The organism is Aquimarina sp. AD1 (genome assembly GCF_003443695.1).
Taxonomy (GTDB): domain Bacteria; phylum Bacteroidota; class Bacteroidia; order Flavobacteriales; family Flavobacteriaceae; genus Aquimarina; species Aquimarina latercula.
The window spans coordinates 3,531,035-3,556,986 of the sequence record NZ_CP031966.1; the positions used below are offsets into that span (position 1 = coordinate 3,531,035).

The following is a 25,952-nucleotide window of genomic DNA, read 5'->3' on the forward strand; positions in this document are numbered from 1 at the left end:
AATGCAAAAAAGTACGATATATCGTACTTTTTTGCATTTAAAATATGTATTTCGTCTATTTACATCTACTACTCTACGGTTACAGATTTTGCCAAATTTCTTGGCTGATCTACATTCTTATCCAACATAACTGCAATATGATATGACAATAATTGAAGTGGTATTGTAGTCAGTAAGGGAGTCAAAAACTCAATAGTTTCTGGTATCTCAATTACATGATCCGCAAGTCCTTTTACAGTCTCATCACCCTCAGTTACGATTCCAATAATCTTTCCTTTTCTAGATTTAATTTCTTGAATATTACTAACAACCTTATCATAATGCCCTTTTTTAGTTGCAATCACTACCACTGGCATCTGCTCATCAATTAATGCTATAGGACCGTGTTTCATTTCTGCAGCAGGATATCCCTCTGCGTGGATATATGAAATTTCTTTTAATTTCAAAGCACCTTCTAAAGCTACTGGAAAATTATATCCTCTTCCTAAATACAAGAAATTCTTAGCGTCTTTGTACGTATCTGCAATTAATTTTATATGTTCATTGGACTCTAAAGCAATCTTTACTTTTTCTGGAACGCGCTCTAACTCCTGAAGATAATAATGGAAGTCACTATTAGAAATAGTTCCTTTTCTTTCTGCTAATTTTAGCGCAATTAAAGAAAGTACGGTAATCTGAGTGGTAAATGCTTTTGTGGAAGCAACACCTATCTCAGGTCCTGCATGAGTATATGCACCTGCATGGGTCTCTCTAGAAATAGAAGATCCTACCACATTACAAACTCCAAAAACAAAAGCCCCTCTTTCTTTGGCTAATTTAATAGCAGCCATAGTATCAGCTGTTTCTCCACTTTGGGATATTGCTATAACAACATCATCTTGATGGATTACTGGATTTCTATATCTAAACTCAGAAGCGTATTCTACCTCCACTGGAATTCGTACTAACTCTTCGAAAATATATTCCGCTACAAGACCAGCATGCCATGAGGTTCCGCATGCAATGATAATAATACGTTTGGCATTTAATAATTTAGCCAAATTATCATCAATTCCTGCCATTTTAATAATCCCTTCAGCAACTCTTATCCTACCTCTATATGTGTCGCTAATTGCACTTGGTTGCTCATAAATCTCTTTAAGCATAAAATGATCGTAACCACCTTTTTCAATTTGCTCTAAATTAATTTGCAACTCCTGAAGATAAGGATCAACTAGACTATCATCCTTTATTTTTCTTACTTTTATACCTTTTTTTCTACGAACTATTGCCATCTCGCCATCTTCAAGATATATAGCATTGTTTGTATACTCTATAAATGGGGATGCATCCGATGCAATGAAAAACTCATCTTCTCCAACTCCTATAGCTAAGGGACTTCCTAATCTAGCCACAACAATTTCGTCTGGTTTTCTTTTATCAAAAACAGCAATTGCATACGCCCCCACTGTTTGGTTTAAAGCAATCTGAACTGCCTTTCCTAACTTTACATCTTCTTTAGTTTTTACATCTTCTATCAGATTTACTAATACTTCTGTATCTGTTTCTGATGTAAAAGTATATCCTCTATTTATTAATTCCTTTCTAAGAGATTCATAATTTTCAATAATACCATTATGAATGATTACCAAATCACCAGAATTGGAATAATGCGGATGAGAATTCACATCATTTGGCACTCCATGAGTAGCCCATCTAGTATGACCAATACCAACACTCCCACTAGTAGAAATTTCATTCACTAACCTTTCTTCCAGATCGGCTACTTTACCTTTGGTTTTAGATAATTTAATATCCTTTCCATCGTACAGAGCGATTCCTGCTGAATCGTACCCTCTATATTCTAATCTCTTTAATCCTTTTAATACAATTGGATAAGCCTCCCTATGACCTATATACCCTACTATTCCACACATGGTTTAATTTTTTTGTCAGTTAATTACTTATTGATTCTGTATAAAAAATATCAAGCTTTAAACGCTTTTCTTCTGGAACATTGGTTCCATTTCCATAAAGAATTGTTCCTTCATGGGATATTATAGATGAAAAGGGGATAATTTCATCTTCAGTATTAGTGGGGGTAAATCCTTCGGCATTTGCCGTAATATTAACATTTTGAGAAACTGACAATCCTAATTTAACATTATCATCACCCTCATTCAAAACACCTGTAATATGCCTTGTTAATCTAATTTTATAAAACTCACCATTTTCGTCGTTATCTCTTGTTATCACACCCAAATGTTCGGTAACAGAAATAGTTGGGTTTGTCGAATTGGATGTAGGATCAAATGTATAATCCAAAAGAACCTCACCTGTATCCAAATTAAATATATAAATTCTTTCTGGCTCAGTATCTCCAGAAGATACTTCATCTTGATTTATATAAAATTTCATACTTACTTCATTAATAAGCCAATTCTGCCTTCTTAAAAAATCCAGCTCATTTTCCTGCTCTCCATCTTCATTTACTATTAGACCTGAAAACAAGTCTATAACAGCATAAGATCCTTCTCCACCCTTAAGATATAAATTTTCTTCACCATTAATAACATCTTGGTCATCTAATTCGTCTTCTATTGTAGTATTAAAACTTGTTTCAATACCATTAACAATATTATTAAAAAAACCTAATTCCAGTTCTTCTGAATCTCGAACTATATCAGTTGTATCATCATCCTCATCTTCGTCTAAAGTATCAACTTTATCAAAAGAATAATGAAGTGTAATATTCGCATCAGCTATATCAAAAAACACAAGACTTCCGTCGAGACTATTTAATTCTGCCTTAAAATAAACACCTCTAAAATAATTATTAAAATTATTCACATTACTTAACTCGATACTACCCTCCATATCCAAAAATACAGTAGTAAAATAATCTATAAGCTCTTGATTACCGACTCTAGCATTACTTGGATTTAGCTCTGTCGCCTCGAAGGCAGCTGCATCAGAAATTAACACTTGTCTTAATGCTGGTATTGTAGTACTTACTTGAGGATCTGTATCCTCATCTGTATCGTTATCCTCTGTAAGAAGCGAAACTTCATTTTCATCTGGTCTGAAATCATTGATTTCAAACAACAATCTACCCTCTACGGTTGGCCCAAAATTTTCTCTTATATCATTAGAATAATATACTTGTCTTTGTTCCGATCCTTCTTCTAAATCAAAATCTCTTAGAAAATATTCAGACCTATAAAGTGATAAATTCACAGTTCCTGATCCATAAATAGAATCAACTTCAAATGTATTCGTTACTTCTCCATCATCATCTGTAACTGTCTCTACTAACTCACTAAAATAAGGCAGTCTAAGTACTACACTATCTAAAACTGCATTATCTCCAAAAGTAGGACTTACTCTAGCAGGCAATACCTGTGATAACACATTGTATGTAGATTGTCCGTATATCGGATCATTGTAAACACCTAGTAAATAGTTAGGCAAACCACTGGTTTGTACTCTTTCGAATCTCTTACTGTAGGCTACAGGAACCGCATTATACTCATTATCCTCGAAGTTCACATCTCCAATCACCTCACTTCCAACCGAATTAAAATCATCGTCACAAGATACAATAGTAAAAATAACAGTTACTATAACTGTTATTTTGATCAATACATTTTTCAAATTCATAATAGTTCCTATTGCTATACCAACACCTCTGTCTGATAGAAGGCTTCATAGGCATCTGCAAATTCATCTGGTTTTTTATATTCTAATACAGGTTGGTCGATAGTTTCTAAATGTTTAGAAAGTTCTGCTGGAATTTCTTCAGACCCAATAATAATCGCATCAGAATTATCAATCGCAACTTTCATAACATTGTTATACGTTGGTTTTGCTAAATCAGTGATCTTATTTTCATCAATACCATCAAATTTTACTTTCTCCAGCATGTTTTTATCCAATGTTCCTTTATATCCATGATCATAAACAGAAGTTACAATCTTACTATCATTAAACAAAGGTTCATTCGCATAATAGTTTCTAAGATATAGAGGCAGCATTGACGCTAGCCATCCATGAACATGAATTACATCTGGCGACCAATTTAATTTCTTAACTGTTTCAATTACACCTTTTGCAAAGAATATTGCTCGTTCATCATTATCAGGGAACAAGTTTCCTTCTTCATCAGTTAGCGTTGCCTTTCTTTTAAAATAATCTTCATTATCAATAAAATAAACCTGCATCCTTTCTTTAGGAATAGAAGCAACTTTGATAATTAAAGGCATATCTAGGTCATTAATGACTAGATTCATCCCAGATAAACGAATTACTTCGTGTAACTGGTGTCTTCGTTCATTAATATTTCCATATCTAGGCATAAAAATTCTAATTTGCCCGCCTTTACTATTTACCATTCGTGGTGCTTCAAAAGACATAGATGAAATCTCTGTCTCTGGTAGGTAAGGTATTACTTCTGATGATACGTACAATATCCTCTTGTCTTTCATATGATCTACTTTTCTCGTCTCCTTCGGAATAAATTTTTGCAAAATTACGAAAATTTATGTAGTCTGCCAGTAATATCTTATTTTTGCACGCCTTTAACTTTTAGATAAATGCGGGTATACGAGAAAAGACTGGACGTTGAACAAGATGTTGCAGACTTACATAAACAAAAAAAAAGCATTGGTTTTGTCCCCACAATGGGAGCTTTACACCTTGGCCACCTTGCTCTAGTAAAAAAAGCAATTGATGAAAATCAAATTGTAGTAGTCAGCATATTTGTTAATCCTACTCAATTTAATAATTCTGAAGATTTAATAAATTATCCACGTACTTTGGAGTCTGATATAGCACTTTTATCTCAAGTATCTGATGATATTATTGTGTTTGCTCCTCTACCGAAAGAAATATACGGAGAGGAAACAAAATCCATTAATTATGATTTTAAAGGGTTAGAAAATGAAATGGAAGGTAAATTTAGACCAGGTCATTTTGATGGAGTAGGAACCGTACTTAAACATTTTTTCACTATCATTTCACCAACTAGAGCCTATTTTGGCGAAAAAGATTTTCAGCAACTACAAATTGTCAGAAAATTAGTTGCAATCGAAAAAATGTCATTAGAAATTATAGGTTGTCCAATTTATAGAGAAGAAAGTGGTTTAGCGTTAAGTTCTAGAAACAAAAGACTAACCCAGGAACAACTTCTAACATCTCCTTTGATTTACAAAACATTAAGTCAAGTCAAAAATGATTTTGGCACAAAAAGTGTAAAGGAATTAACAGATTGGGTTTCGAAACAATTTAAAAACAATGATCTTCTAGAACTAGAATATTTTGAGATCGCTAAAGTTTCTGACCTGAAATCAATCCGAAGAAAACGGAAGAACACTAAATATCGAGCTTTTATAGCAGTTTTTGCAGGAGAAGTTAGACTTATTGATAACATAGCCCTAAATTAAAAATAACTAAATTTGTAACATGTTTGTACACGTTGTAAAATCAAAAATTCACCGCGTCAAGGTAACTGGCGCAGACCTAAATTATATAGGAAGCATAACCATTGATGAAGATTTAATGGATGCTGCTAATATAGTAGAAGGTGAAAAAGTCCAGATCGTCAATAATAACAATGGCGAACGACTAGAAACCTATGCAATTCCAGGACCCAGAAACAGTGGAGAAATAACACTTAACGGAGCTGCTGCCAGAAAAGTAGCTAAAGGAGATATATTAATCCTTATTACTTATGCAATGATGGATATCGAAGAAGCTAAAAAATTTAAACCATCTCTTTTATTTCCTAATGAGGAAAATAATTTACTAAAGTAAAAGAGTGAACCCTAAATTTATAAAAATCTTAAAAATAATACTCCCATTTATGTTGGGAGTTTTTTTAATATGGTATTTTCTAAGCTCTGCAACACCAGAGTACAGAAAAGAATTATTGGAAAACATAAAGAATGCTGATCCAATTTGGGTATTATTATCTCTCGGACTTGGTATTATTTCCCATATTTCCAGAGCGTATCGTTGGAAGTTTCTATTAAATCCATTAGGGTACAACCCAAAACTGTACAATAGTTTTATGGCAATAATGGCTGGGTACTTAGCGAACTTAGGCGTACCTAGATCAGGAGAAGTACTACGAGGTTTTACTGTATCAACTTATGAAAAAATTCCTTTCGAAAAAGCATTTGGAACCATCGTCTCCGAAAGAATAATAGACCTTATCATGCTAATTATTGTAACCACTGGAGCTGGTATTTTGCAAACTGAGTATTTACTTAATTTTCTAGAAGAGAAAAATATTAATCCTTTACTTACTCTAGGAATCATATTAGGATTAATTCTTTTAGGAATTTTAGGACTTAAGATCCTTCATAAATCATCTAATAAGTGGATAGTTAAAATTAGAGATTTTGGTATGGGTTTATTAGACGGAATGAAAAGTATATTCAAAATGAAACAAAAATGGGCTTTTCTATTTCATACACTATTAATATGGTTCCTATATATATTAATGTTTTATGTAGTAAAATTTGCTGTCCCTAATTTACACAGTGCTTCCTTAGGAGTAATTCTAGTAGCATTTGTAGTTGGTTCTTTTTCGATGTCTACTACTAATGGCGGGATTGGTATTTTACCATTTCCAATTGTAGTTGGTGCTGTTTTCGTTTTTTTTAGCTTCGAAAAAAGTGATGGAGAAGCTTTTGGATGGATTCTTTGGGGCTCGCAAACAGCAATAAATATTATTGTTGGAGCGTTATCGTTTTTATTCCTCCCCCTTTTAAACAGAGGAAAAACAACATAAAAAGAAAAATATTAAATCCTTTATAAACAATGTATTAATTGTTTATTGTTATCAAATTTTAAAGGTTTAAAATAATTTATATATTGTCACTCGCTTAACCTTAATCTTACTACTTATGAAGAAAAGTATATTTTTAATTCTTATATCCTTCTTTACCTCCATATCGTTTGGCCAGGTAAAATACGAAACATTTAGATCTATAAAGTTAGATCAAAACCGCGATTTAAAAATCCAACTACCTCGAAATTATGAGAAAAATGAGGATAAAATATATCCTGTTATCATTGTTTTAGATGGAGATCATTTATTTGAACCCGTAGCAGGTAATGTTGATTATTTTTCCTATTGGGAAGACATGCCAGAATCAATCGTAGTAGGAGTTTTACAAAGAAAAACAAGAGAGGATGATTGCAGATATGACTTAGCTAGCTACCTACCTGAAGGAAAAGGAGCTGCGTTTTTTGAGTTTATTGGCCAAGAATTATTACCATATATTGACGAGACATATAGAACAGCTCAACTTAAAATGATCGTTGGTCACGATTATACTTCTAATTTTATTAATTACTTCTTATTTAAAGATAACCCGATTTTTCAAGCATATATAAATCTAAGTCCAGAATTAACCCCTCCAATGGAAGAGCGAATTTTTAATGTACTTAGCAATGCAAAATCAGATGTATGGTACTACCTAGCCACAGCTACAAATGATGCCGATAATATTAAGAAAAACCTGATAGCTGTAGACGAGAAATTAGCTACTATTGAAAATCCAGAAGTTAATTATTTCTTTGATAACTTTAACGAATCCTCTCATTATACTCTAGTAGGTAGTGCTATTCCAAAGGCATTAGAAACAATTTTCGAAATGTACCGCCCGATTAGTAAGAAAACTTATAAAGAAGACATTCTTACTTTAGAAACATCGCTCTATGATTATCTAGTAGATATATACGATACTACAGAAAAATTATACGGGTTTAAACGACAGATAAGAGTAAATGATTTTATCGCTATTTCTACCGCGATAGAAAAAAAGGAATTATGGGAGGAGTTAGAACCTTTAGGAAAATTAGCTATCAAAGAACATCCAGAAACTATGCTAGGATACTATTATCTTGGTTTAGGATACGAACAACTTGGAGAACCTAAAAAAGCAATGAGAGCATACGAGAATGGATTCTTATTAAATGAAATAGCTTTTCTTACTAAAGACTATATGCTGGAAAAAGTGAATAAAATTAAAGAAGATTTTGGTTACTAATTAAGATACCTTCTTTTTTTAAAAATATCTTAGAAAAGATCCTTAAACTAGGATCTTTTTGTTTTCTACATCGTTAGAAAACCAATTTAAATAATAGTATTTTTACTCCAATTAATAAGCTATGGCAAAAACTAAAACTGTTTTTTTCTGTCAAAATTGTGGTGCTCAATATGCCAAATGGCAAGGGCAATGCACATCATGTAAAGAATGGAATACCATCGCAGAGGAAGTAGTGCAGAAAGCTTCAAAAAATGACTGGAAAGACCCTAACACATCTTCCAAAGAAAATAGAATTTCTAAACCATTAAAAATTTCAGAAATTGATACTAGTCATGAAGCAAGATATAATACTGATGACTTAGAGCTGAATAGGGTTCTTGGTGGCGGGATTGTACCTGGTTCACTTACTTTATTGGGAGGAGAGCCTGGTATAGGAAAAAGCACATTATTATTACAGATTAGTTTAAAACTACCATATAAAACTTTATATGTTTCGGGAGAAGAAAGTCAGAAACAAATTAAGATGCGTGCAGAACGGATTCAATCTAAAACAGATAATTGTTTAATTCTTACTGAAACTAAAACTCAGAATATCTTTAGACAGATTGAAGCTACTGAACCGGATATCGTAATTATAGATTCAATCCAAACACTACATAGCGACTATATAGAAAGCAGTGCTGGGAGTATTTCACAAATTAGAGAATGTACCACAGAACTAATAAAGTTTGCTAAAGAAACTGCTACTCCTGTTATCCTAATTGGTCACATCACAAAAGACGGAAATATTGCAGGACCTAAAATTCTCGAACATATGGTAGATACTGTACTTCAGTTTGAAGGGGATCGAAATCACGTGTACAGAATTTTAAGAGCTCTAAAAAACCGTTTTGGATCTACATCCGAATTAGGAATTTATGAAATGCTAGGAAGTGGGTTAAGAGAAGTTTCCAATCCTAGTGAAATTCTGATCTCTAAAAAAGAAGAAGAGCTAAGCGGAACTGCAATCGCCGCTACAGTCGAAGGCATGAGACCATTAATGATAGAAATACAAGCACTAGTTAGCACAGCAGTTTATGGAACACCGCAAAGAAGTGCTACAGGTTATAATCTGAAACGTTTAAACATGATACTTGCAGTATTAGAAAAGCGTGCAGGATTTAGATTAGGAGCCAAGGATGTATTCTTAAATATAACTGGTGGTATTTCTGTAGATGATCCAGCAATTGATTTAGCTGTAGTTGCAGCCATATTATCTTCTAATGAAGATATTCCGATAGCTAAAGATTTTTGCTTTGCAGCAGAGGTAGGGTTAGCAGGAGAAATTAGACCTATAAATAAAGTAGAACAAAGAATTCAGGAAGCGGAGAAATTAGGTTTTGCGACCATTTTCGTTTCTAAATACAATAAAATTTCTAATCAAAATACCGCAATCAACATTCAACTTGTTGCCAAAATTGAAGATGTAGTTGAGTATTTATTTGGTTAAAATCCAACCACTAAGGAGCTGGATTGGGTATTTGCGCGTGAACTTCATTAATTTCACTGATTATTTCGTTTGATAAAATCACATCGATGCTATTAATATTTTCGGTTAGTTGCTCGATAGAAGTTGCACCAATAATATTACTAGTTACAAAAGGTTGCTGATTCACAAATGCTAGTGATAATTGTGTCAGACTAATATTATGTTTTTTAGCAATCTCATTATACAATCTAGTTGCCTTATAACTATTCTCATTCATATATCGATTATAGTTAGGAAAAAGGTCTACTCTAGAGTTTTTAGGTATTTCCTCTAGATATTTACCTGTAAGCATCCCGAATCCTAGTGGAGAATACGGTAGATGTCCTACATTTTCGCGATGTAAAACTTCTACAAGTCCTATTTCATCTTTTCTATTTAATAAGTTATATGGATTTTGTATTGTAATCATTTTAGATGCTCCTTTTCTAGCTTCTTCGGTATAACGCATCATACCATACGCAGTCTCATTAGAAACACCAATATTTCTTATCTTACCTTCTGTTATAAAATCATTAAGGCTCTCTAAAATTGTAGCAAAATTATCTTTCCAAGCATCTTCTTCATCATGTGTATATCCGAGTTGCCCAAAATAATTAGTATGTCTTTCTGGCCAATGCAACTGGTACAAATCAATATAATCAGTTTGTAATCTTCCTAAACTCTTATGAACTGCATCTCTAATTTCTTCTTTAGTAAAACCTTTATTCCTAATATGTTTAGAAAAATCCGCAGGACCAACAATTTTTGAAGCTATTACTACCTTATCCCTTTTTCCTGATTTTTTTAACCAACTACCAATTATTCGTTCAGTACTTCCTTGAGTTTCTTTTTTGGCAGGTACAGAATAAAGCTCAGCAGTATCTATAAAATTTACTCCTTGATTAATTGCGTAGTCTATTTGCTGATGACCTTCTAACTCGGTGTTTTGCTCGCCCCAAGTCATAGAGCCTAAACATATTTTACTAACTTTAATATCTGTATTTGGTAACGTTGTATACTTCATTCTCTAATTGTGGCTAATTTTCTAGATACATAAAGACTCAAAAATAAAAACTCTCTTTTTAGTTATTCAAAAAATTATCTTAATAAAACTGTAATGCGAGAACATTATCCACAGTAGTGATTTAAAACATCTACATAATTATAAGTCAAAAAACACTTTGTAAATAATCAACATATTGATTATTAAATACTTATGCTAAATTTTGTTTTGTGGTATAATTATTCCAGTAGATTATATATCCAAGAAAGCAGTAAATTCTTGAGATGATGAACAAAACAACTACAAATTTACACCAACCAAAAGGAGGTTTATTGACAACCTCAAAATAAGGGTCCATTTTTGTCACCCTATACTTTTTTAACCGGAAAAAGAGCTTCTATAATAGGAGCTCTTTTTTTTATATAAAATCATTCTTAGCTTAAAAAATCATATATTTTTATATATATTTAATTGCGTTTTGTATATTTTTATATACATTTTAACACAACTCATGCATAATCATTAATACAAATTCATGTTAAACACTCATTATAAGGATCTTAGTGAAGAAAACAAACAGTTTGCAGTCCACAGAATTGCCGCTAAAACACTCTTTACCACAAAAATAGTTCAAAAAGTATTACAACGTTATAACCCCTTAATGGAAATACAACAAAACAGAATTGTAATTAATCGTAATTCTTACCAGAAACTTATTCGCGAAATACGCAAAGAACATCTCTTAGCAAAATAAAAAACGGATGCAGTTACCCCATTACTACATCCGTTTCACAACTAACCAACCTAAAAATTAATTCCTCACACATCCAACACTTATTATTCTTTAGATTGATATAAAAGTATTGTCTTTCTGTGATTGATAAAAGCAATAATGAGGGAAGCAAGGCTTTTAATTAGGGAAATAGTCAGTTTTATTATGCAGTAATATATGTCGTAGTGAAAAGAAGCTAGTATTTCTAAAATCGATTTTAGAAAACAATCAAACTCTAATTTTAATTGAAAATGACTTTTAGGATATTTTATAGAGGTTGTTTTTACAAACAAAAAAAGCGCTTACCGCGCTGCTCTTATGATATCGGTAATATCTCTATTACTTTACCATATACATTTTTGGTCCATCCGTTGATGCGACCTCGATTGTTACCGATCAATAATCCTCGTTTTACATTTTTGCCTTTGACTAAATGTGTAAAACAATTTCCTCTTACTTTACAGAAAACAATGTCTCCCGCTTCGCAATCTTCCCAGTTTACGGGTTCCAATACAACGGGTTGTTTTGATCGTAAGATTGGTAACATAGAATTACCTGGTTCTTTGGAGACAATCGTCTCTCCATTCAATAGCTTTTGAATTTTCCAATTCATAATCATAGTTTTAAAAATTAATATTTAATTCAAAAACTATGGAGTATGGCTTTACAAAGAACATGTACCTAAGTACATCACAAAGATAGGTGTTTTTTAATAATCCTTATTGCTCTTCTACTTCATTTACTTTTTTGGTTACACCGCATTTTCTGCGAACCGTTCTTTCGGAAAGTGCCGCTGCATTTCTTGCCTGATTCTCAGAGGCTCGGCCATCATTAATTATTGCATCATACACGGTTTTATTTTCTATAAGACCACGTAAAACACAAATAAAACCAGGACTGTCTTTACCTTTATAATGACTCTTTTTTTTAGGCTTCGTAACCAATTCGCCAAATAAACGACCTTTTAGTACTTTATCTTGATTAACCGCTACCACAAATTCATATAATAAATTCTCTTCTTCAGAATCCATATCACTCACTTTATCCAAAACATTGGAATACTGATCATTGGTGAAATCAAAATATTTGTAAAAATCAAAATAAGTGCCTTGGTCTTCTTCCTCCTCTTCACCATCTTCTGAGTACTCATCACTTTGCGTTTCTTCTTCCTCGTAGTATTCTTCTTCGCTTTCCTGACTCACACCTTTAATCACAGATAACACTACTATTATAAAAATGGATAACCTCTTCATTTGCTGTATGGTTTTAAATTAATTTGGGTATTATAAACGTCTGAGAATGTTCTTTTGTTATCTATCTCCTTTATTTTTAAGAATTTTACTATATGCATAATTAAGGATTTTATTTTTGTTTCCTAAATTCGTGGCATACTTTTTGGAAACTTCAAATTAAAATAGTTATTTTAAAGCAGTTTTTAAGATAACTTTAATACTAAATTTATATTTATTCCGTTTTGGAATACGTGAAATCAAATACGTAGTTTTGATACTAAATTATTATAACACCCAAATATTATGAAAAAATTATTTCTACTTTTACTTATGGTAGGCGCAGGATTAACTACTCAAGCGCAAAAAACTTGGGAACAACTTGGAACTGAAGTTTTCCCCGATATTTATCATGTAGCAACTGAACTTGGAAAACAAACAGATAAAGTTGTTGCTAAAGGAAGTGCAATTTCTATAACTACTAGTAAAGGAACAGTTACTCTGGAACAAAGACGTGATAAGACAAAACCAGAAAATATAAAGCATTATGAATATTTTCTGTTATCGTCAACAGGAAAGGAAATTCCATTAAGACAAATGAATGCTCACAGAACCCTAGAAAAATTTCAATTGAAGCTTTTACAGTTAAAAGAGTCACTTGCTGAAAATCAGGACAAAAATGTAGAAGAGTTACTAGATAGCTTATTCTAATGGTATTTAAAAAATTAAAAAAGCGCTCAAATGAGCGCTTTTTTTATACGTTCTATTTACTATTATATATCGTTTAACAATTTAGATATTTCATCTAACTTAGGAGTTAAGATTACTTCTATCCTTCTGTTCTTTGCCTTACCTGTTGATGTTTCATTAGATGCTACTGGCGAGAACTCTCCTCTTCCTGCAGCGGTGAGATTCTGTGCATCTATTTGTGGATTCTCTAATAAAAGGTTTACAATAGCCGTTGCTCTCTTGGTAGATAAATCCCAGTTTCCTTTTAACTGGCCATTACCCGTATATGGTACATTATCCGTATGACCTTCTATAAGCACAGCGATATCATTATTTTCTCCTAAAACAGATCCTAATTGTTTTACCGCCTGTCTTCCCTGCGTTCCTACCGCCCAACTACCTGAAGCAAATAACAGTTTATTTTCCATAGAGATATACACTTTACCATTTCGTTCTTCGACCGTTAATCCCTTTCCTTCAAAATTTCGTAAAGCTTTAGAAATAGCACTTTTTAGAGCTTGCATTTTAGCATCCTTTGCTGCAATCAATCCTTCTAATTCATCTACTCTTTTAGAACGACTCTCTAAATCTCTCTGCAGTTTTTCTAATCGATTTCGTTCTGCAGCTAAGGTTTTTTCTTTTTCTTCTAGTTGCGCTAATAATTCTCTATTTCTCTTATTATTTGCATTTAGAGCTTCTGCACTATTTTTTCCTAATGCATCATAGGAGTTTTTTAGATTTTCATAATTCGTAGAAAGCGCATCATATTTAGTTCGTAATTCATCTCTTTCTACCCTTGTCTTTTCATACTCCTTATTGAGCCGATCCAATGCCAATTTATCCGCATCACTAGTTTTTTGTAAAGCTTTATAAGTATCCTGCAACTTTCTATTATCTCTTTTTAATCGAGCATATTTACCTTCTAATTCCTTATGTACTTTAGAAGAAACACACGAAGTAGCAAATGTTCCTATACATATTAGTATCGCAATTCTTTTTATCATAATTCTTATTTTATTAATGTCTACTAAGGCAAAGTACACCTATTACATATTCAATTCTACCATAATCGGACAATGATCGCTATGCTTTGCTTCTGATAAAATAACGGCTCTTTCTAATTTATCTTGCAATGATTGCGCGACCATACCATAATCTAAACGCCAACCCTTATTATTAGCTCTAGCATTCGCTCTATAACTCCACCACGAATAATTATGAGGTTCGGTATTAAAATGCCTAAAAGAATCTATAAATCCACTTTCTATAAAATTACCAATCCATTCTCTCTCTACTGGCAAAAACCCTGACACGTTTTTATTACGTACCGGATCATGAATATCAATTGCTTGATGACAAATATTATAATCTCCTAGAATTACTAGATTAGGATGTGATTTCTTTAACTCATTAATATATTCCTGAAAGTCATCCATAAACTTAAGTTTATGGTCTACACGTTCTATATTCGTTCCACTTGGTAGATATAAACTCATAATAGAAACACCATTAAAATCGGCTCTAAGATTACGACCTTCATGATCCATATAATCGATACCTGTTCCGTACTCTATATGATCTGGTTCTGTTTTAGATAAAATAGCGACACCACTATATCCTTTTTTCTGTGCGCTATACCAATAATTATATTTGTATCCTGCATCTGCAAAAACATCGAGATCTAATTGTTCCTTATTTGCCTTGATTTCTTGTAAACAAATCACATCCGGATCTGCTTGTATCAACCATTCTATAAATCCTTTTTTTAGCGCTGCACGGATTCCGTTTACGTTGTATGATATTATTTTCATAGTATATTTTAAAAAACATTAGCTAAGATATTTTAAAATTACTTTTTATGGTAATGATACCTACACAAATATAGATTCTAACATATATTAAAAACTACAAAATAGACTTCTTATTAATAGACATCCAACACCTCAATAGTCTTCTTTGGTTTTTTAGTTCGTATTCTGATCGTTTGGTATTGCCAACCATCATTTCTTTTATTTGCTACGACATCCATTTTTCCTTTTTGCTTAGATCCTTTTATCCCAACCGTTATAATCGCTTTACCTTCTTCGGCATATCGAACTTCCCCTTCCAGAAGCTCAAAAACACTAATTGGCTGTACTTCTCCCAAGAGTGCAATAACACGTTCGTCATCTTGTACCATATCAAAAGCATTATCATATACAGATGGATCTACCATAGCTTTGGTAAAATCACCTATTGGTTTCCCTAAAAGCACCAATAAGGTCAGGACAAATCCACTAATCAATGCTAAAAGCCCTAAAAACCAACTTCTATTCTTATGCCACCAACTTTTTTTATCTATATAATCAGTCATAAATTTTTTATTTAAATTATTTCGGACTAATAAAACTTAATCTTACTTTTATCGTTATTGCTATTATAAAAACCTTTCCAATCAATAGTTGTTGCATAAATCATAGTAATTTAAGAAGCTTAGCAAGTCTCTGTAAGTGAAAAACTTTAGTTTTGTATCGATGCGTATTTTTACGGTTTTAGGTTTTTTATTATTCTTTAGCACCAGTAGTTTACTAGGTCAAGATACTTTTGGTAATTTCAGAAGTAAAAAAGTACATGTTACTGATACTATCCGTATTGACTCTGTAAGTATTAATTCTTTTAAATTTAAATTACTTTCCAAACAAGGGGTAGCTATTGATAGTACGCTATATAAAGTGAATTATGAGAATGCCTCTGTTATATTATCACCACAGCTAAAATCACAAAACGATTCAATTACCATACAATACTTTCGTTACCCTGATTTTTTGACCAAAAAATATTTTGAATTTGATCCATCTATTATTGTTGAAGAAAATGGTAATCTTCAAAAGTTATATAGCTTATCGGAAGCCAATAACAAGAAAGAGTTTACTCCTTTTGATGGACTTACCACCAACGGAAGTATATCAAGAGGTGTTACCGTAGGTAGTAATCAAAATACCGTTTTAAACTCTGAACTAGATTTACAGATTTCTGGTAAAATAAGTGATAATATATCCTTACGTGCATCAATACAAGACGCAAACGTACCAGTACAGCAAAGTGGATATTCACAAAATTTAGATGAATTTGATCAAGTTTTTATAGAATTATATAGCAAAAATTGGAATGTAAGAGCAGGTGATGTGCAACTGCAAAACACCACGAGTTATTTTAATAGATTCACTAAAAACGTACAAGGTATATCCATTAATGGAACTTTAAATCATCCCGAATCTAAGACCGATTTATTTGCCTCTGGAGCTTTGGTACGAGGTGTTTTTACCAGAAGTCAATTTACTGGCCAAGAAGGTAATCAAGGACCTTATAAATTAACTGGTCCTAATGGAGAATTATTTATTCTCATAGTCTCTGGAAGTGAACGTGTATATGTAAATGGATTACTCTTAGAAAGAGGTGAGAATAAAGATTATATTATTGATTACAATGCCGGAGAAGTTCGATTTAATCCTACATATCCTATTACATCAGATATGAGAATATCTATAGAATATCAGACCACAGAACGTAATTACTCTAGAATCATCGTTTATGGTGGAGGCGAACACAAAAGTGACAAACTAAAAATTGGGGCTTTTGTATACTCAGAAAATGATGCTAAAAACCAACCACTACAGCAAAACTTAAGCGATGAACAAAAAGAAACGCTATCCAATGCTGGTGATGACACTTCTCAAATGATTTCACCATCTGCTGTTCCAGATGTTTTTAGTGAAAACAAAATTCTTTATAGAAGGGATATGATAAACGGTCAAGAAGTTTTTGTATTTTCTAGTAATCCAGAGGATGAATTATTTAATGTTAGGTTCTCTTTGGTTGGAGATAATCAAGGTGATTATATTGTAGGAGATGTAACCACAATTAGTAGAATTTTTGAATACGTTGCACCTGTTAATGGAATACGTCAAGGTAATTATGCACCAATAATTCAATTAGTCGCTCCTACCAAACTTCAAACAGCTGTGGTTCAAGGTTCTTATACTCCAAACGAAAAAACATCTGTAGCATTTGAAATTTCAGGAAGTAAAAATGATTTGAATCTATTTTCTGATATTGATGATAATGATAATGATGGAGTAGCAGGGAGATTACAACTAAGGCAAAATATTTTTTCTAGAGATAGTAGCTGGACCATGAATGCGTTTGCAAATGGAGATTATATCCAGAAAGAGTTTAAGAGTATAGAAAGAATTTATAATGTAGAATTTAACCGTGATTGGAATTTAAACAACCCTCTAGGAGACCAGCAGTTTTTTACATCTGGTTTGGAGCTACTTCATCCCCAAAAAGGGTTTACTCGATACTCATTTCAGCATCTTAATTTTTCTGAAAACTATAATGGAAATCGACATTTACTAAGTACAGAACTAAAATTAAATAAACTTGGTGTTTCTTTATATTCTAGTTTATTAAATAGTAAGAATTCGAACTTAGATTCAAGATTCTTCAGAATCTATAATATTCTAACCTATAGCTTTCCAAAAAATTGGATCGGAACCAAAATAGGAATCGAGGAAAATAAAGAAATCAATCTAAGTGATCAAACTTTTACATTAAATACGCAACGGTTTAAATCATATGAGATCTACAGTGGAGTAGGCGATAGCACAAAAATATATACAGAAATTGGATATAGGCATCGTATTAATGATAGTGTTAGAAATAATCTTTTAAATAAAGTAAGTACCTCTAACACCTATTTTCTTAAATCCAACTTACTAAATACAACAAATACTCAATTATCTTTATTTATTAACTATAGAACATTAAATAATGAAGATCAAAATAGAGAAAATGAAGAGTCTCTAAACTCGAGATTATTATACAATCAGAAATTTTTTAATGGTAAAGTAAATTGGAATACGGTTTTTGAAACAAATAGCGGAACTTTACCTCAGCAAGAATTTACATATGTCCAAGTTGATCCAGGACAAGGAACGTATACGTGGAATGATTACAACAATAATGGCATACAAGAATTAGAAGAGTTTGAAATTGCTCAGTTTACAGATGAAGCCATTTACCTAAGAGTATTACTCCCCAACCAGCTCTTTATAAAAACTCACCAAAATCGACTAAGCCAGATTATAACTCTAAATCCTCTTTCTTGGTCTGGATCAGATAACAAAACAAAGAAGTTATTATCACATTTTTATAATCAAACATCTTATATCATTGATCGAAAAAACCTTCGAGATGACAGTTCTTTTGATCTCAACCCATTTAAAAAAAATGATAACGAATTAGCATTAAACCTAAGTTTTAGAAATACCTTGTTCTTTAATCGAGGAAAACAACGTTACACAACTTCATACACTTTTCTTTCTACTAAAAACACTAATTTACAGGTTACCGGACTTCAGGAAAATATTATAGATAGTCACCAACTAACATTTGCACATAAAATGGCAAAGACTTGGCTTTTTGATTTAAAAAATGAACTTGTTAAAACCGAAAGTATCTCAGAAAATTTTATCAATAGAAACTACCTTCTAGAAGGTTATAAAATAGAACCCAAATTATCCTACTTATTATCTCCCCAAACACAGTTTAGCATTTTTTATCTTTTAAATGATCAAGAAAACAATTCTGGAGAAGAAGTACTGACCCAACAAAAACTAGGTGTTTCTTTTGCATATGCAAATAAACAACAGATATCCATTTCTGGTGAATTTAACTATTTTAATAATGATTTTACAGGAAATGCTTTCTCTCCGGTGGGCTATCAATTACTTAATGGTTTGCAACCGGGAGATAATTACACCTGGTCTATGTTAGCCCAAAAAAAATTAACTAAATATCTCGATCTTAACATATCTTATTTAGGTAGAAAAAGTGAAACAACCAGTACAATTCATACAGGAAGCGTGCAACTTAGAGCATATTTCTAATTTTTTGTTCATCTTTTAAATAAAAAAATCTAATTTGTAATTCTTAAAACTAAAACCACTTAACAATGAAAAATATTCTTAAAATTTGTGTCGTGTTAATTTCATTACTTTCGTATAGCTGCGTTACAACTCAAGGAGCAGATGGAAAAAAAGGTGAAGATGGAAAAGAAAGTGCTCAAATTATAGATTCTAAAGAAATGATTGAAAAAGGTTTTATCAAAGGAACATTGTCTATCAATAAATCAAAAGACTGCTCATATATTCTTACAGTAGAAAAATATGCGGATAAGTTAGATCCAATTAATATTCAAGATTTCTTTAAAACCGACGACATGCCAGAAAAAGTATGGGTTAAATATAGTGATCTAAGAATGAAAAGCAGATGTAAGGAAGCAAGACCTGTATCAATACAGGAAATAAGTAAGCGTACTGATTAGTTTACAGAAAACTTGGCGGACTTTCCAGTTTTGCCACCTCCTAATCTAACAAAGTAAATACCCGTGCTAGCATATGACATATCCAATAAATATGTAAATCTGCTATTAGCATCTTTTTCTACTAGATTAGAAGCAATTGTTTTTCCTGTAATTGTAAAAATACTCAGCCTAAGGATATCATCCGCATTAACATCACTCATCGTAATCAAAAATTGATTATTAGGCTGACTAATCACTATAAGATCAGAATTTGGGTTTGTATTTTCTCCTATTTCTACAGTATAGTCATGAGTTGTACCAAACTGCATAGAACCACAAGGATCATTAAGATCAGATCCATTATTTGTATTCGTATCTCCAGCTCTAACTCTTAATAAATGGGTGCCTAATGGCGCGTCATTATTTAATGAAAAAAGAAAAGTCTGATTTACATTTTCTTCAGAAATCACTTGATTACTAATTACTAATTCTTCATCTTCAAAAACCGTATCATCATCAAAATCTATCCATAACGATAATTGTTCTGCATCACCTTCTGCAAAACCTGCTTGAACAGTAAGCGCGTATACACCGATAGACTTATCAAGATTAATTACCATACTGGTAAAATCTTCATAACCATCTCCACATTCAATATTCTGGTTTGATATATTAGAAAGCTCGAAAGAAGACAAACCATCTCCAAATCTCAAGCAATCTGATGTTGGTGAGCATAGTTGATGAACAACTTCTCTTGTAATGGCATCATTAAGAGTATCCTCATCTGTAGTTAAAGCAGTACCAATTTCAAATGAATAATTTGAAAATTCTGACAAATCAGCGGTAACTGTAAACGTATATTCTGCCGATTCTCCTACTGCAATAGTTCCGGTGAAAACCTCATCAACGGGAGTCCCTCCATCAAGTGCATAAAAAACAGGAATATTAGATTGCGGAGAACCTCCATAGTTTCTTATTAAAACCGTAACAGTTTCTGTAGAAGAAAGACCTCCTCCTGATACAGGAGAAACCAAACTTATCACTCCTACATCATTCAAAAACAAATTAGAAACCTCTTTAGTTGTACAATCGTTTTCTGGAGTTACATCACCCACTTGATTCGTTTCTGCAGAAATAAAAGAACTATTTCCTACTGTTAAATCGGCCGTAGCACTAAATGTAAATGATGCAGTTTGTCCTGCTGCAATAGATCCTGTAAAAATTTCATCCACTGTACTTCCTCCGTTAACCGAATAACTTACTGGAATATTACTTTGTGCTGTTGTCCCAAAATTTTTAATTGTAATTGTAATAACTTCAGATGTTGTAAAAGTAGCATCTTCTGGAGCATCAATACTAACAACTCCGACATCATTTGGTATATTATCTGCAATTTTAAAAACCCCTACAATATTTCTTGCATTATTTCCTGAATTCTCAAAATACTCTGCAATATGCCAAAAGGTTTGATCATCTAATGGATCCACAGTCATCTGTGCATAATCCCCATAACGATTTCTTGTCGTTCTATCAACATCGGTACCTATGGCAATTGTTTCTTCGGCAAAAGTCATGGTTCCCAAAGGATCATCTGCCAATCGACCAGTATACCTGATAGAAGCAAAACTATTTTGGCTTGCTCCATTATCTATGGTCCCCATAGTAGTATATCCCATTCCAATATTTCCAAAAATATCCATCGCCATACTCGCACACCAAGCACTTTTCCCATCAGGTGAAGTATAGGTTCCTTCTTGAAAAACAGACCATGGTTGATTATCACCACTCTGGCGAAGTTCATACCATCTGATCGCAGCTATATTATCTGAATCCTGACGACTATCAATATCTACTGGAAAATTTAATACTACTGAATTATAATCACAAAATCTTCTGTAATTAGTAGCAAACATTACAGTTCCCTGTAATACATCAATATTTTGACCATCTGATCCTGGTTGTGGAAGATTTGCAAAGGAACCTCCATCAAATGTAGAATCAAAAGAAGTGATATTACCATTACTTACTGTTAACTCTTCGGCCTCTGAGATTGTAGATTGTTGTGGATTAATCCAATCCACATTAATAGTCCATAACTTTAATGCATCTTCATTTACTCCTTGCCAATCATCATCCTGAAAATAAATAATTCTAGCATCTCCAACTGGAGGAAGTGTGCTTCCTATGGCATTGAATGACGCCGGACTATAAAAACCACCTATTCTTGCTCCTGGAAGAGGAAATCCAACCATTTGTGCCGTATCAACTCCAGCAAGCATTTGTTCTCTATCTATAACATATACTACTTCACTTGTCATTTGCTGACCTTGATCTTTATTAGCAGTTATATAATATCCATCAGACCAAATTGAAAATTTCGTGTAATCAGGAAAGCTACCGGTATTAAAACGATAGGTATACCAACCATCATTTACTGGATCTGACCCTCTACATACAGCAACCAAAAAACCATTAGGTGTATCACTAAACTGAGTAATAACGAATCGATCGGCAAAATTATCATAAAATACTATTGGATCTCCCAGTGATTCTCCTGGAAAAATATTTGCTAAAGAAGTAGAAGGTACTAATACATTTCCATTTCTATCATGAATAGCAAAAGCAGAATTTTTAGCACTTATATAATGATTAGGACCGATTGCTCCCGTAGGATCTGATGGTGAAGTTGTACTAGAATTGGTTTCAAAAACCAATGAAGGTGATCTATTACTTCTAGTATTACTTGCACTTTTTTGGTTTACTATTAGCGCGTCTTGTCCTTTTGGAAGTCCTTTACCGGGTACAATTTTATTCGCATCCGTTCTCTTAGGATTTACTTCTCCTTCTCTTGGTATCTCAGGAATTAGTTTTTTACCAATCAAAGGCTCTACTTCTTTCATATAATTAGAAGAAGTAACCAAAGTTGCCTTAGCGGTCTTTTTATTTTGAGAAAAACCAACTATACAAAAAAAGAAAAAAGAAAAGAAAATGATCCTTTTCAATAGCATAATAACAAGATTTGAATGACGGAATATCCTAATTTTTAAGTCAAAATACAACTAATACTGCAATATTTGATATTAATAATATAAAGCCTCTATTTTATTTAACGAATACATTAGTGCAAATATTTTCACCACACCCTATAATTATCAATGTAAAAAACTCGTAATAATCATATTCCTAATAATTATAATCAAACATTATAGAATGAGAATATTTTTTCAATGAAAACCAAAACTAGGGTAGGGATTTTAACAACATACGTGTTTATTATATAACAAATCAAACGAAATATAAATCATGTTTAAAAATTCACTCTTATTAATCCCATTACTCGTACTTTTTAGTTTTGGGACTTTTGCACAAACAAAACCTAGTGCAAAACCTAACTTTTATTCAAAATCCACCTCTATGAGAGTGGTGTCCCCTATTGGATCAAAAAAAACACTTATCCCAGCTAAAGACTCAAATGAAGAGATTAGAGATGGTAGATATTCCAAGGATAACAGATCTTCTAAAGGTAAAATCATTATCGGTAAAGGATCTACAGGAGATGACATCTTAGCTAAAGCACAAAAATCCAACACAACCCGTGTTCCTGGATTTGATCCTGAGATTGTTTTTGATACCACAGAACAAAATAGTCAACCTACAGACCCATCTCTAGCAGTTGGACCTAATCATGTACTTGCTGTATTTAATACTGGTTATCGAATTTTTGATAAAGATGGTAATCCACTTACAGGTAACTTATCTTCTAATAATATTTTTACAGCAGCTAATGTTTGTTGTGACCTTACTATATCCTATGACAACGCAGCTGATCGATGGGTTATGTCTATATTATTTTTTGATGGATCAGTAGAAGTCGCTGTATCTCAAGGACCAGATCCTATTAATGACGCTTGGTCTGTATATTCATTCGCAGGTATTGACGATTACCAAAAAGTATCTGTATGGTCAGATGGTTATTATATGACTGCCAACGTAAACTCCGGTTCTGCAGATACTCAAAATTCAGTTTTTGCTCTAGAAAGAGATGCTATGTTAGCGGGAGCAACCAGCGCACAGATTATTGGTTTTCCTTTACCAGGAATAGCTACTGATGGTTTTTACGCTCCTCAAGCTTTTAATATTAGTGATGATAACTTACCTGCAACAGGAAACGCACCAATCGTATATATGCAGGATGATGCTTTTAATGGAATTACAGAAGATCATATCAAAATATGGACAATTAATGTAGATTTTACAACTCCTGCCAATTCTACTATTTCTCAACCCACGGAATTAACTACTACGCCTTTCATTGGAGCTTTTGATGGAGGCTCCTTTGCAAATCTTACTCAGCCAGGTGGACAAGATATCGATGCTTTACAAAATACAATCATGAATCAAGCACAGTTTCGAAAATTTCCTACTCATAACTCGGCCTTATTCAATTTTGTTGTAGATACAGATGGTGGAGCTGGAGAAATTGCTGGAGTACGTTGGTTCGAATTAAGGCAATCTGGTGATGGTCAACCGTGGACTATCTATCAAGAAGGCACCTATACTTCACCTGATGGGAAAAATGCTTGGAACGCTAGTTTAATTATGGATGACAACGGAAATATAGGAATGGGATACACTGGTATGGGTGGTACTACCGATACCTTTGTAAGCTCCTATTATACTGGAAGGTTTGCAGATGATCCCTTAGGGACAATGACCATAGATGAAACATTAATTGCAGCTGGTGGTGGAAACATACCTGGTTCCGAAAGATATGGGGATTACAGTAAAATTGATCTAGATCCATCCAATGGAGAAAAATTCTGGTTTGTAACTGAATATGTAAATACCACAGGTAATAGAGCTAATGTTGCAGGTGTTTTTCAGATTGCTCCTAGCAACACAAATGATGTTGGCGTAGTATCAATTGATATACCTCAGGAGGGAAGCTTCACTAACGCAGAAGATATCACTATTGAAATTCGTAATTTCGGAAGTGCTCCAATTTCTAATTTCGATGTAACTTATCAGGTGGATAGTGGTGCTATAATAACTGAAACATTTACTGGCACTATCGAATCCTCCAGTATAGCTACTTATACATTTACGCAAACAGCAGATTTATCTACTGAAGGTCAGACTTACACAATCACAGCATCTACGAATTTAACAAACGATGAATTAGACACAAATGATCAAACTTCTATTGTAGTTAATCATTTAGCTCAAAACGATATAGGAATTATCGCCATACCAGCACCTATATCCAGTGATGGATTGGGAACAGAAGCAATAACAATAACTATAGAGAATTTCGGTACTCAAGAACAATCAAACTTTGATGTATCCTATGTTATTAACGGCGGAACTGTGGTTACGGAAACAGTAGCAGGACCACTTGCAGCGGATAGCACAATAGATTATACTTTTACAGAAACTGCAGATCTATCACAATCAGGGTCTTATGAAATAGTTGCTACTACAGTGCTATCGAATGACACTAATACTAGTAATGATAGTTTTACTGCCACTGTAGAAAATTTCACTTGTAACTCGGAAAACAATACAACACCTGTTGCGATAAGTGAAAGTGGTACTCCAACGATAACTTCTGAAATAGAAATAACAGAGAGTGTTATAATTTCTGACATAAATGTATCTCTTAATATAGAACACACTTGGAATGAAGATCTTACTATTACATTAACAGCGCCAGATAACACAACTATAGTTGAATTAACAAGTGTTAACGGAGGTAATAGTGATAATTACACAAATACTATGTTTGATGACCAAGCAGGAAATCCAATTACAGGAGGAACGGGACCTTTTACAGGAACCTTTCAGCCAGAAGGAAATCTTGCCGATTTTAACGGATTATCTTCTGCAGGAACTTGGACACTTACCATAGCGGATGGAGCAAATCAGGATGGTGGACAATTGTTAGATTGGGCTATTGAATTCTGTGAAGTTGAAGATATTACACTTGGTATTAACGAAAACCTAGATCCAAATACCGACTTAAAAATTATTTATAGAGAAAATAATCAATTCGAAATACGATTTGATTCTGACGCTGTTACAGATCAATTAGAAATGGATATTTTTAACCTAAATGGTCAAAGGCTATTAAATTATAGACTAAATAAAACAAACAACATTGGTTATGTATATGACCTTGATATGTCTTATGCTTCTGCTGGTATATATTTGGTAAGAATTAAAGACAAGCAAAACAAATCTAAAATAAAAAGATTTATAGTTAGATAATTGTAGTTACATTATAACCCAAAAAAGAGGTCTAAAAATTGAATTTTTAGACCTCTTTTTATT

The 25,952-nt window shown here is 32.8% G+C and carries 20 protein-coding genes; 10 read left to right on the forward strand and 10 right to left on the reverse strand.

Annotated elements, in window-relative coordinates; genetic code table 11:
- Nucleotides 1-68 precede the first annotated feature (68 nt).
- From glmS to D1815_RS15295, 3 genes are read right to left on the reverse strand one after another with little or no spacing between them, the layout of a single operon-like run.
- The gene (gene glmS / locus D1815_RS15285; RefSeq protein ID WP_118388005.1) at nucleotides 69-1,916 is read right to left on the reverse strand and encodes a glutamine--fructose-6-phosphate transaminase (isomerizing); all 1,848 of its coding nucleotides are present in this window, start codon (nucleotides 1,914-1,916) and stop codon (nucleotides 69-71) included.
- 19 nt (nucleotides 1,917-1,935) lie between these two features.
- A complete protein-coding gene (locus tag D1815_RS15290; RefSeq protein ID WP_027394761.1) occupies nucleotides 1,936-3,639 on the reverse strand; it encodes a DUF4270 domain-containing protein in 1,704 nt (567 codons plus the stop codon).
- 14 nt (nucleotides 3,640-3,653) lie between these two features.
- On the reverse strand, nucleotides 3,654-4,463 hold the full coding sequence (locus tag D1815_RS15295) for a glycogen/starch synthase (protein WP_118388007.1): 810 nt from the start codon (nucleotides 4,461-4,463) through the stop codon (nucleotides 3,654-3,656).
- 108 nt (nucleotides 4,464-4,571) lie between these two features.
- Here D1815_RS15295 and panC point away from each other — a divergent pair, with 108 nt between their 5' ends.
- The 5 genes from panC to radA all read left to right on the forward strand — a co-directional run bounded on the left by panC (nucleotide 4,572) and on the right by radA (nucleotide 9,525).
- Nucleotides 4,572-5,420, forward strand: coding sequence for a pantoate--beta-alanine ligase (panC, locus tag D1815_RS15300; protein WP_027394759.1), 849 nt, complete (start codon nucleotides 4,572-4,574; stop codon nucleotides 5,418-5,420).
- A gap of 19 nt (nucleotides 5,421-5,439) precedes the next feature.
- The gene (gene panD, locus D1815_RS15305) at nucleotides 5,440-5,790 is read left to right on the forward strand and encodes an aspartate 1-decarboxylase (protein WP_118388009.1); all 351 of its coding nucleotides are present in this window, start codon (nucleotides 5,440-5,442) and stop codon (nucleotides 5,788-5,790) included.
- A 4-nt stretch (nucleotides 5,791-5,794) separates the two neighbouring features.
- Nucleotides 5,795-6,772 carry a lysylphosphatidylglycerol synthase transmembrane domain-containing protein gene (locus D1815_RS15310; RefSeq protein WP_255420140.1) on the forward strand — a complete coding sequence of 326 codons (978 nt, stop codon included), beginning with the start codon at nucleotides 5,795-5,797 and terminating at the stop codon, nucleotides 6,770-6,772.
- A 115-nt stretch (nucleotides 6,773-6,887) separates the two neighbouring features.
- The gene (locus tag D1815_RS15315; RefSeq protein WP_118388013.1) at nucleotides 6,888-8,036 is read left to right on the forward strand and encodes an alpha/beta hydrolase; all 1,149 of its coding nucleotides are present in this window, start codon (nucleotides 6,888-6,890) and stop codon (nucleotides 8,034-8,036) included.
- Nucleotides 8,037-8,157: 121 nt separating this feature from the next.
- The gene (gene radA, locus D1815_RS15320) at nucleotides 8,158-9,525 is read left to right on the forward strand and encodes a DNA repair protein RadA (RefSeq protein WP_118388015.1); all 1,368 of its coding nucleotides are present in this window, start codon (nucleotides 8,158-8,160) and stop codon (nucleotides 9,523-9,525) included.
- Nucleotides 9,526-9,535: 10 nt separating this feature from the next.
- Here radA and D1815_RS15325 read toward each other — a convergent pair whose 3' ends face one another.
- A complete protein-coding gene (locus D1815_RS15325) occupies nucleotides 9,536-10,567 on the reverse strand; it encodes an aldo/keto reductase (RefSeq protein WP_118388017.1) in 1,032 nt (343 codons plus the stop codon).
- 514 nt (nucleotides 10,568-11,081) lie between these two features.
- Here D1815_RS15325 and D1815_RS15330 point away from each other — a divergent pair.
- Entirely contained in the window at nucleotides 11,082-11,300 is a 219-nt protein-coding gene (locus D1815_RS15330; protein ID WP_027394753.1) for a hypothetical protein, read from the forward strand.
- 334 nt (nucleotides 11,301-11,634) lie between these two features.
- On the opposite strand, the gene D1815_RS15335 is transcribed toward D1815_RS15330, so the two are convergent.
- Both D1815_RS15335 and D1815_RS15340 read right to left on the reverse strand, forming a co-directional pair.
- Nucleotides 11,635-11,931, reverse strand: a complete 297-nt coding sequence (locus tag D1815_RS15335) for a hypothetical protein (RefSeq protein ID WP_211059837.1) — start codon at nucleotides 11,929-11,931, stop codon at nucleotides 11,635-11,637.
- A gap of 106 nt (nucleotides 11,932-12,037) precedes the next feature.
- Nucleotides 12,038-12,571: a hypothetical protein gene (locus D1815_RS15340; RefSeq protein WP_108804803.1), complete on the reverse strand. Its 534-nt coding sequence runs from the start codon at nucleotides 12,569-12,571 to the stop codon at nucleotides 12,038-12,040.
- A gap of 282 nt (nucleotides 12,572-12,853) precedes the next feature.
- Here D1815_RS15340 and D1815_RS15345 point away from each other — a divergent pair, with 282 nt between their 5' ends.
- Nucleotides 12,854-13,258: a hypothetical protein gene (locus D1815_RS15345; RefSeq protein ID WP_118388019.1), complete on the forward strand. Its 405-nt coding sequence runs from the start codon at nucleotides 12,854-12,856 to the stop codon at nucleotides 13,256-13,258.
- Nucleotides 13,259-13,320: 62 nt separating this feature from the next.
- Here D1815_RS15345 and D1815_RS15350 read toward each other — a convergent pair whose 3' ends face one another.
- The 3 genes from D1815_RS15350 to D1815_RS15360 form a co-directional block, all read right to left on the reverse strand.
- Entirely contained in the window at nucleotides 13,321-14,280 is a 960-nt protein-coding gene (locus D1815_RS15350; RefSeq protein WP_108804802.1) for an OmpA family protein, read from the reverse strand.
- A gap of 42 nt (nucleotides 14,281-14,322) precedes the next feature.
- A complete protein-coding gene (locus tag D1815_RS15355) occupies nucleotides 14,323-15,087 on the reverse strand; it encodes an exodeoxyribonuclease III (RefSeq protein WP_118388021.1) in 765 nt (254 codons plus the stop codon).
- 113 nt (nucleotides 15,088-15,200) lie between these two features.
- On the reverse strand, nucleotides 15,201-15,629 hold the full coding sequence (locus D1815_RS15360; protein ID WP_118388023.1) for a cytochrome c oxidase assembly factor Coa1 family protein: 429 nt from the start codon (nucleotides 15,627-15,629) through the stop codon (nucleotides 15,201-15,203).
- Nucleotides 15,630-15,789: 160 nt separating this feature from the next.
- Between D1815_RS15360 and D1815_RS15365 the strand changes: the two genes are divergently transcribed.
- Nucleotides 15,790-19,206 carry a hypothetical protein gene (locus D1815_RS15365; protein WP_118388025.1) on the forward strand — a complete coding sequence of 1,139 codons (3,417 nt, stop codon included), beginning with the start codon at nucleotides 15,790-15,792 and terminating at the stop codon, nucleotides 19,204-19,206.
- 65 nt (nucleotides 19,207-19,271) lie between these two features.
- On the forward strand, nucleotides 19,272-19,643 hold the full coding sequence (locus D1815_RS15370; RefSeq protein ID WP_118388027.1) for a hypothetical protein: 372 nt from the start codon (nucleotides 19,272-19,274) through the stop codon (nucleotides 19,641-19,643).
- Here the strand turns inward: D1815_RS15370 and D1815_RS15375 are convergent.
- Nucleotides 19,640-22,630, reverse strand: a complete 2,991-nt coding sequence (locus D1815_RS15375; RefSeq protein WP_118388029.1) for a GEVED domain-containing protein — start codon at nucleotides 22,628-22,630, stop codon at nucleotides 19,640-19,642. The two genes, D1815_RS15370 and D1815_RS15375, sit on opposite strands and share 4 nt — an antisense overlap.
- Before the next feature lie 295 nt (nucleotides 22,631-22,925).
- On the opposite strand from D1815_RS15375, the gene D1815_RS15380 reads away from it, so the two are divergent.
- Complete coding sequence (locus D1815_RS15380) at nucleotides 22,926-25,889, forward strand: proprotein convertase P-domain-containing protein (protein WP_118388031.1); 2,964 nt, start codon at nucleotides 22,926-22,928, stop codon at nucleotides 25,887-25,889.
- Nucleotides 25,890-25,952 lie beyond the last annotated feature (63 nt).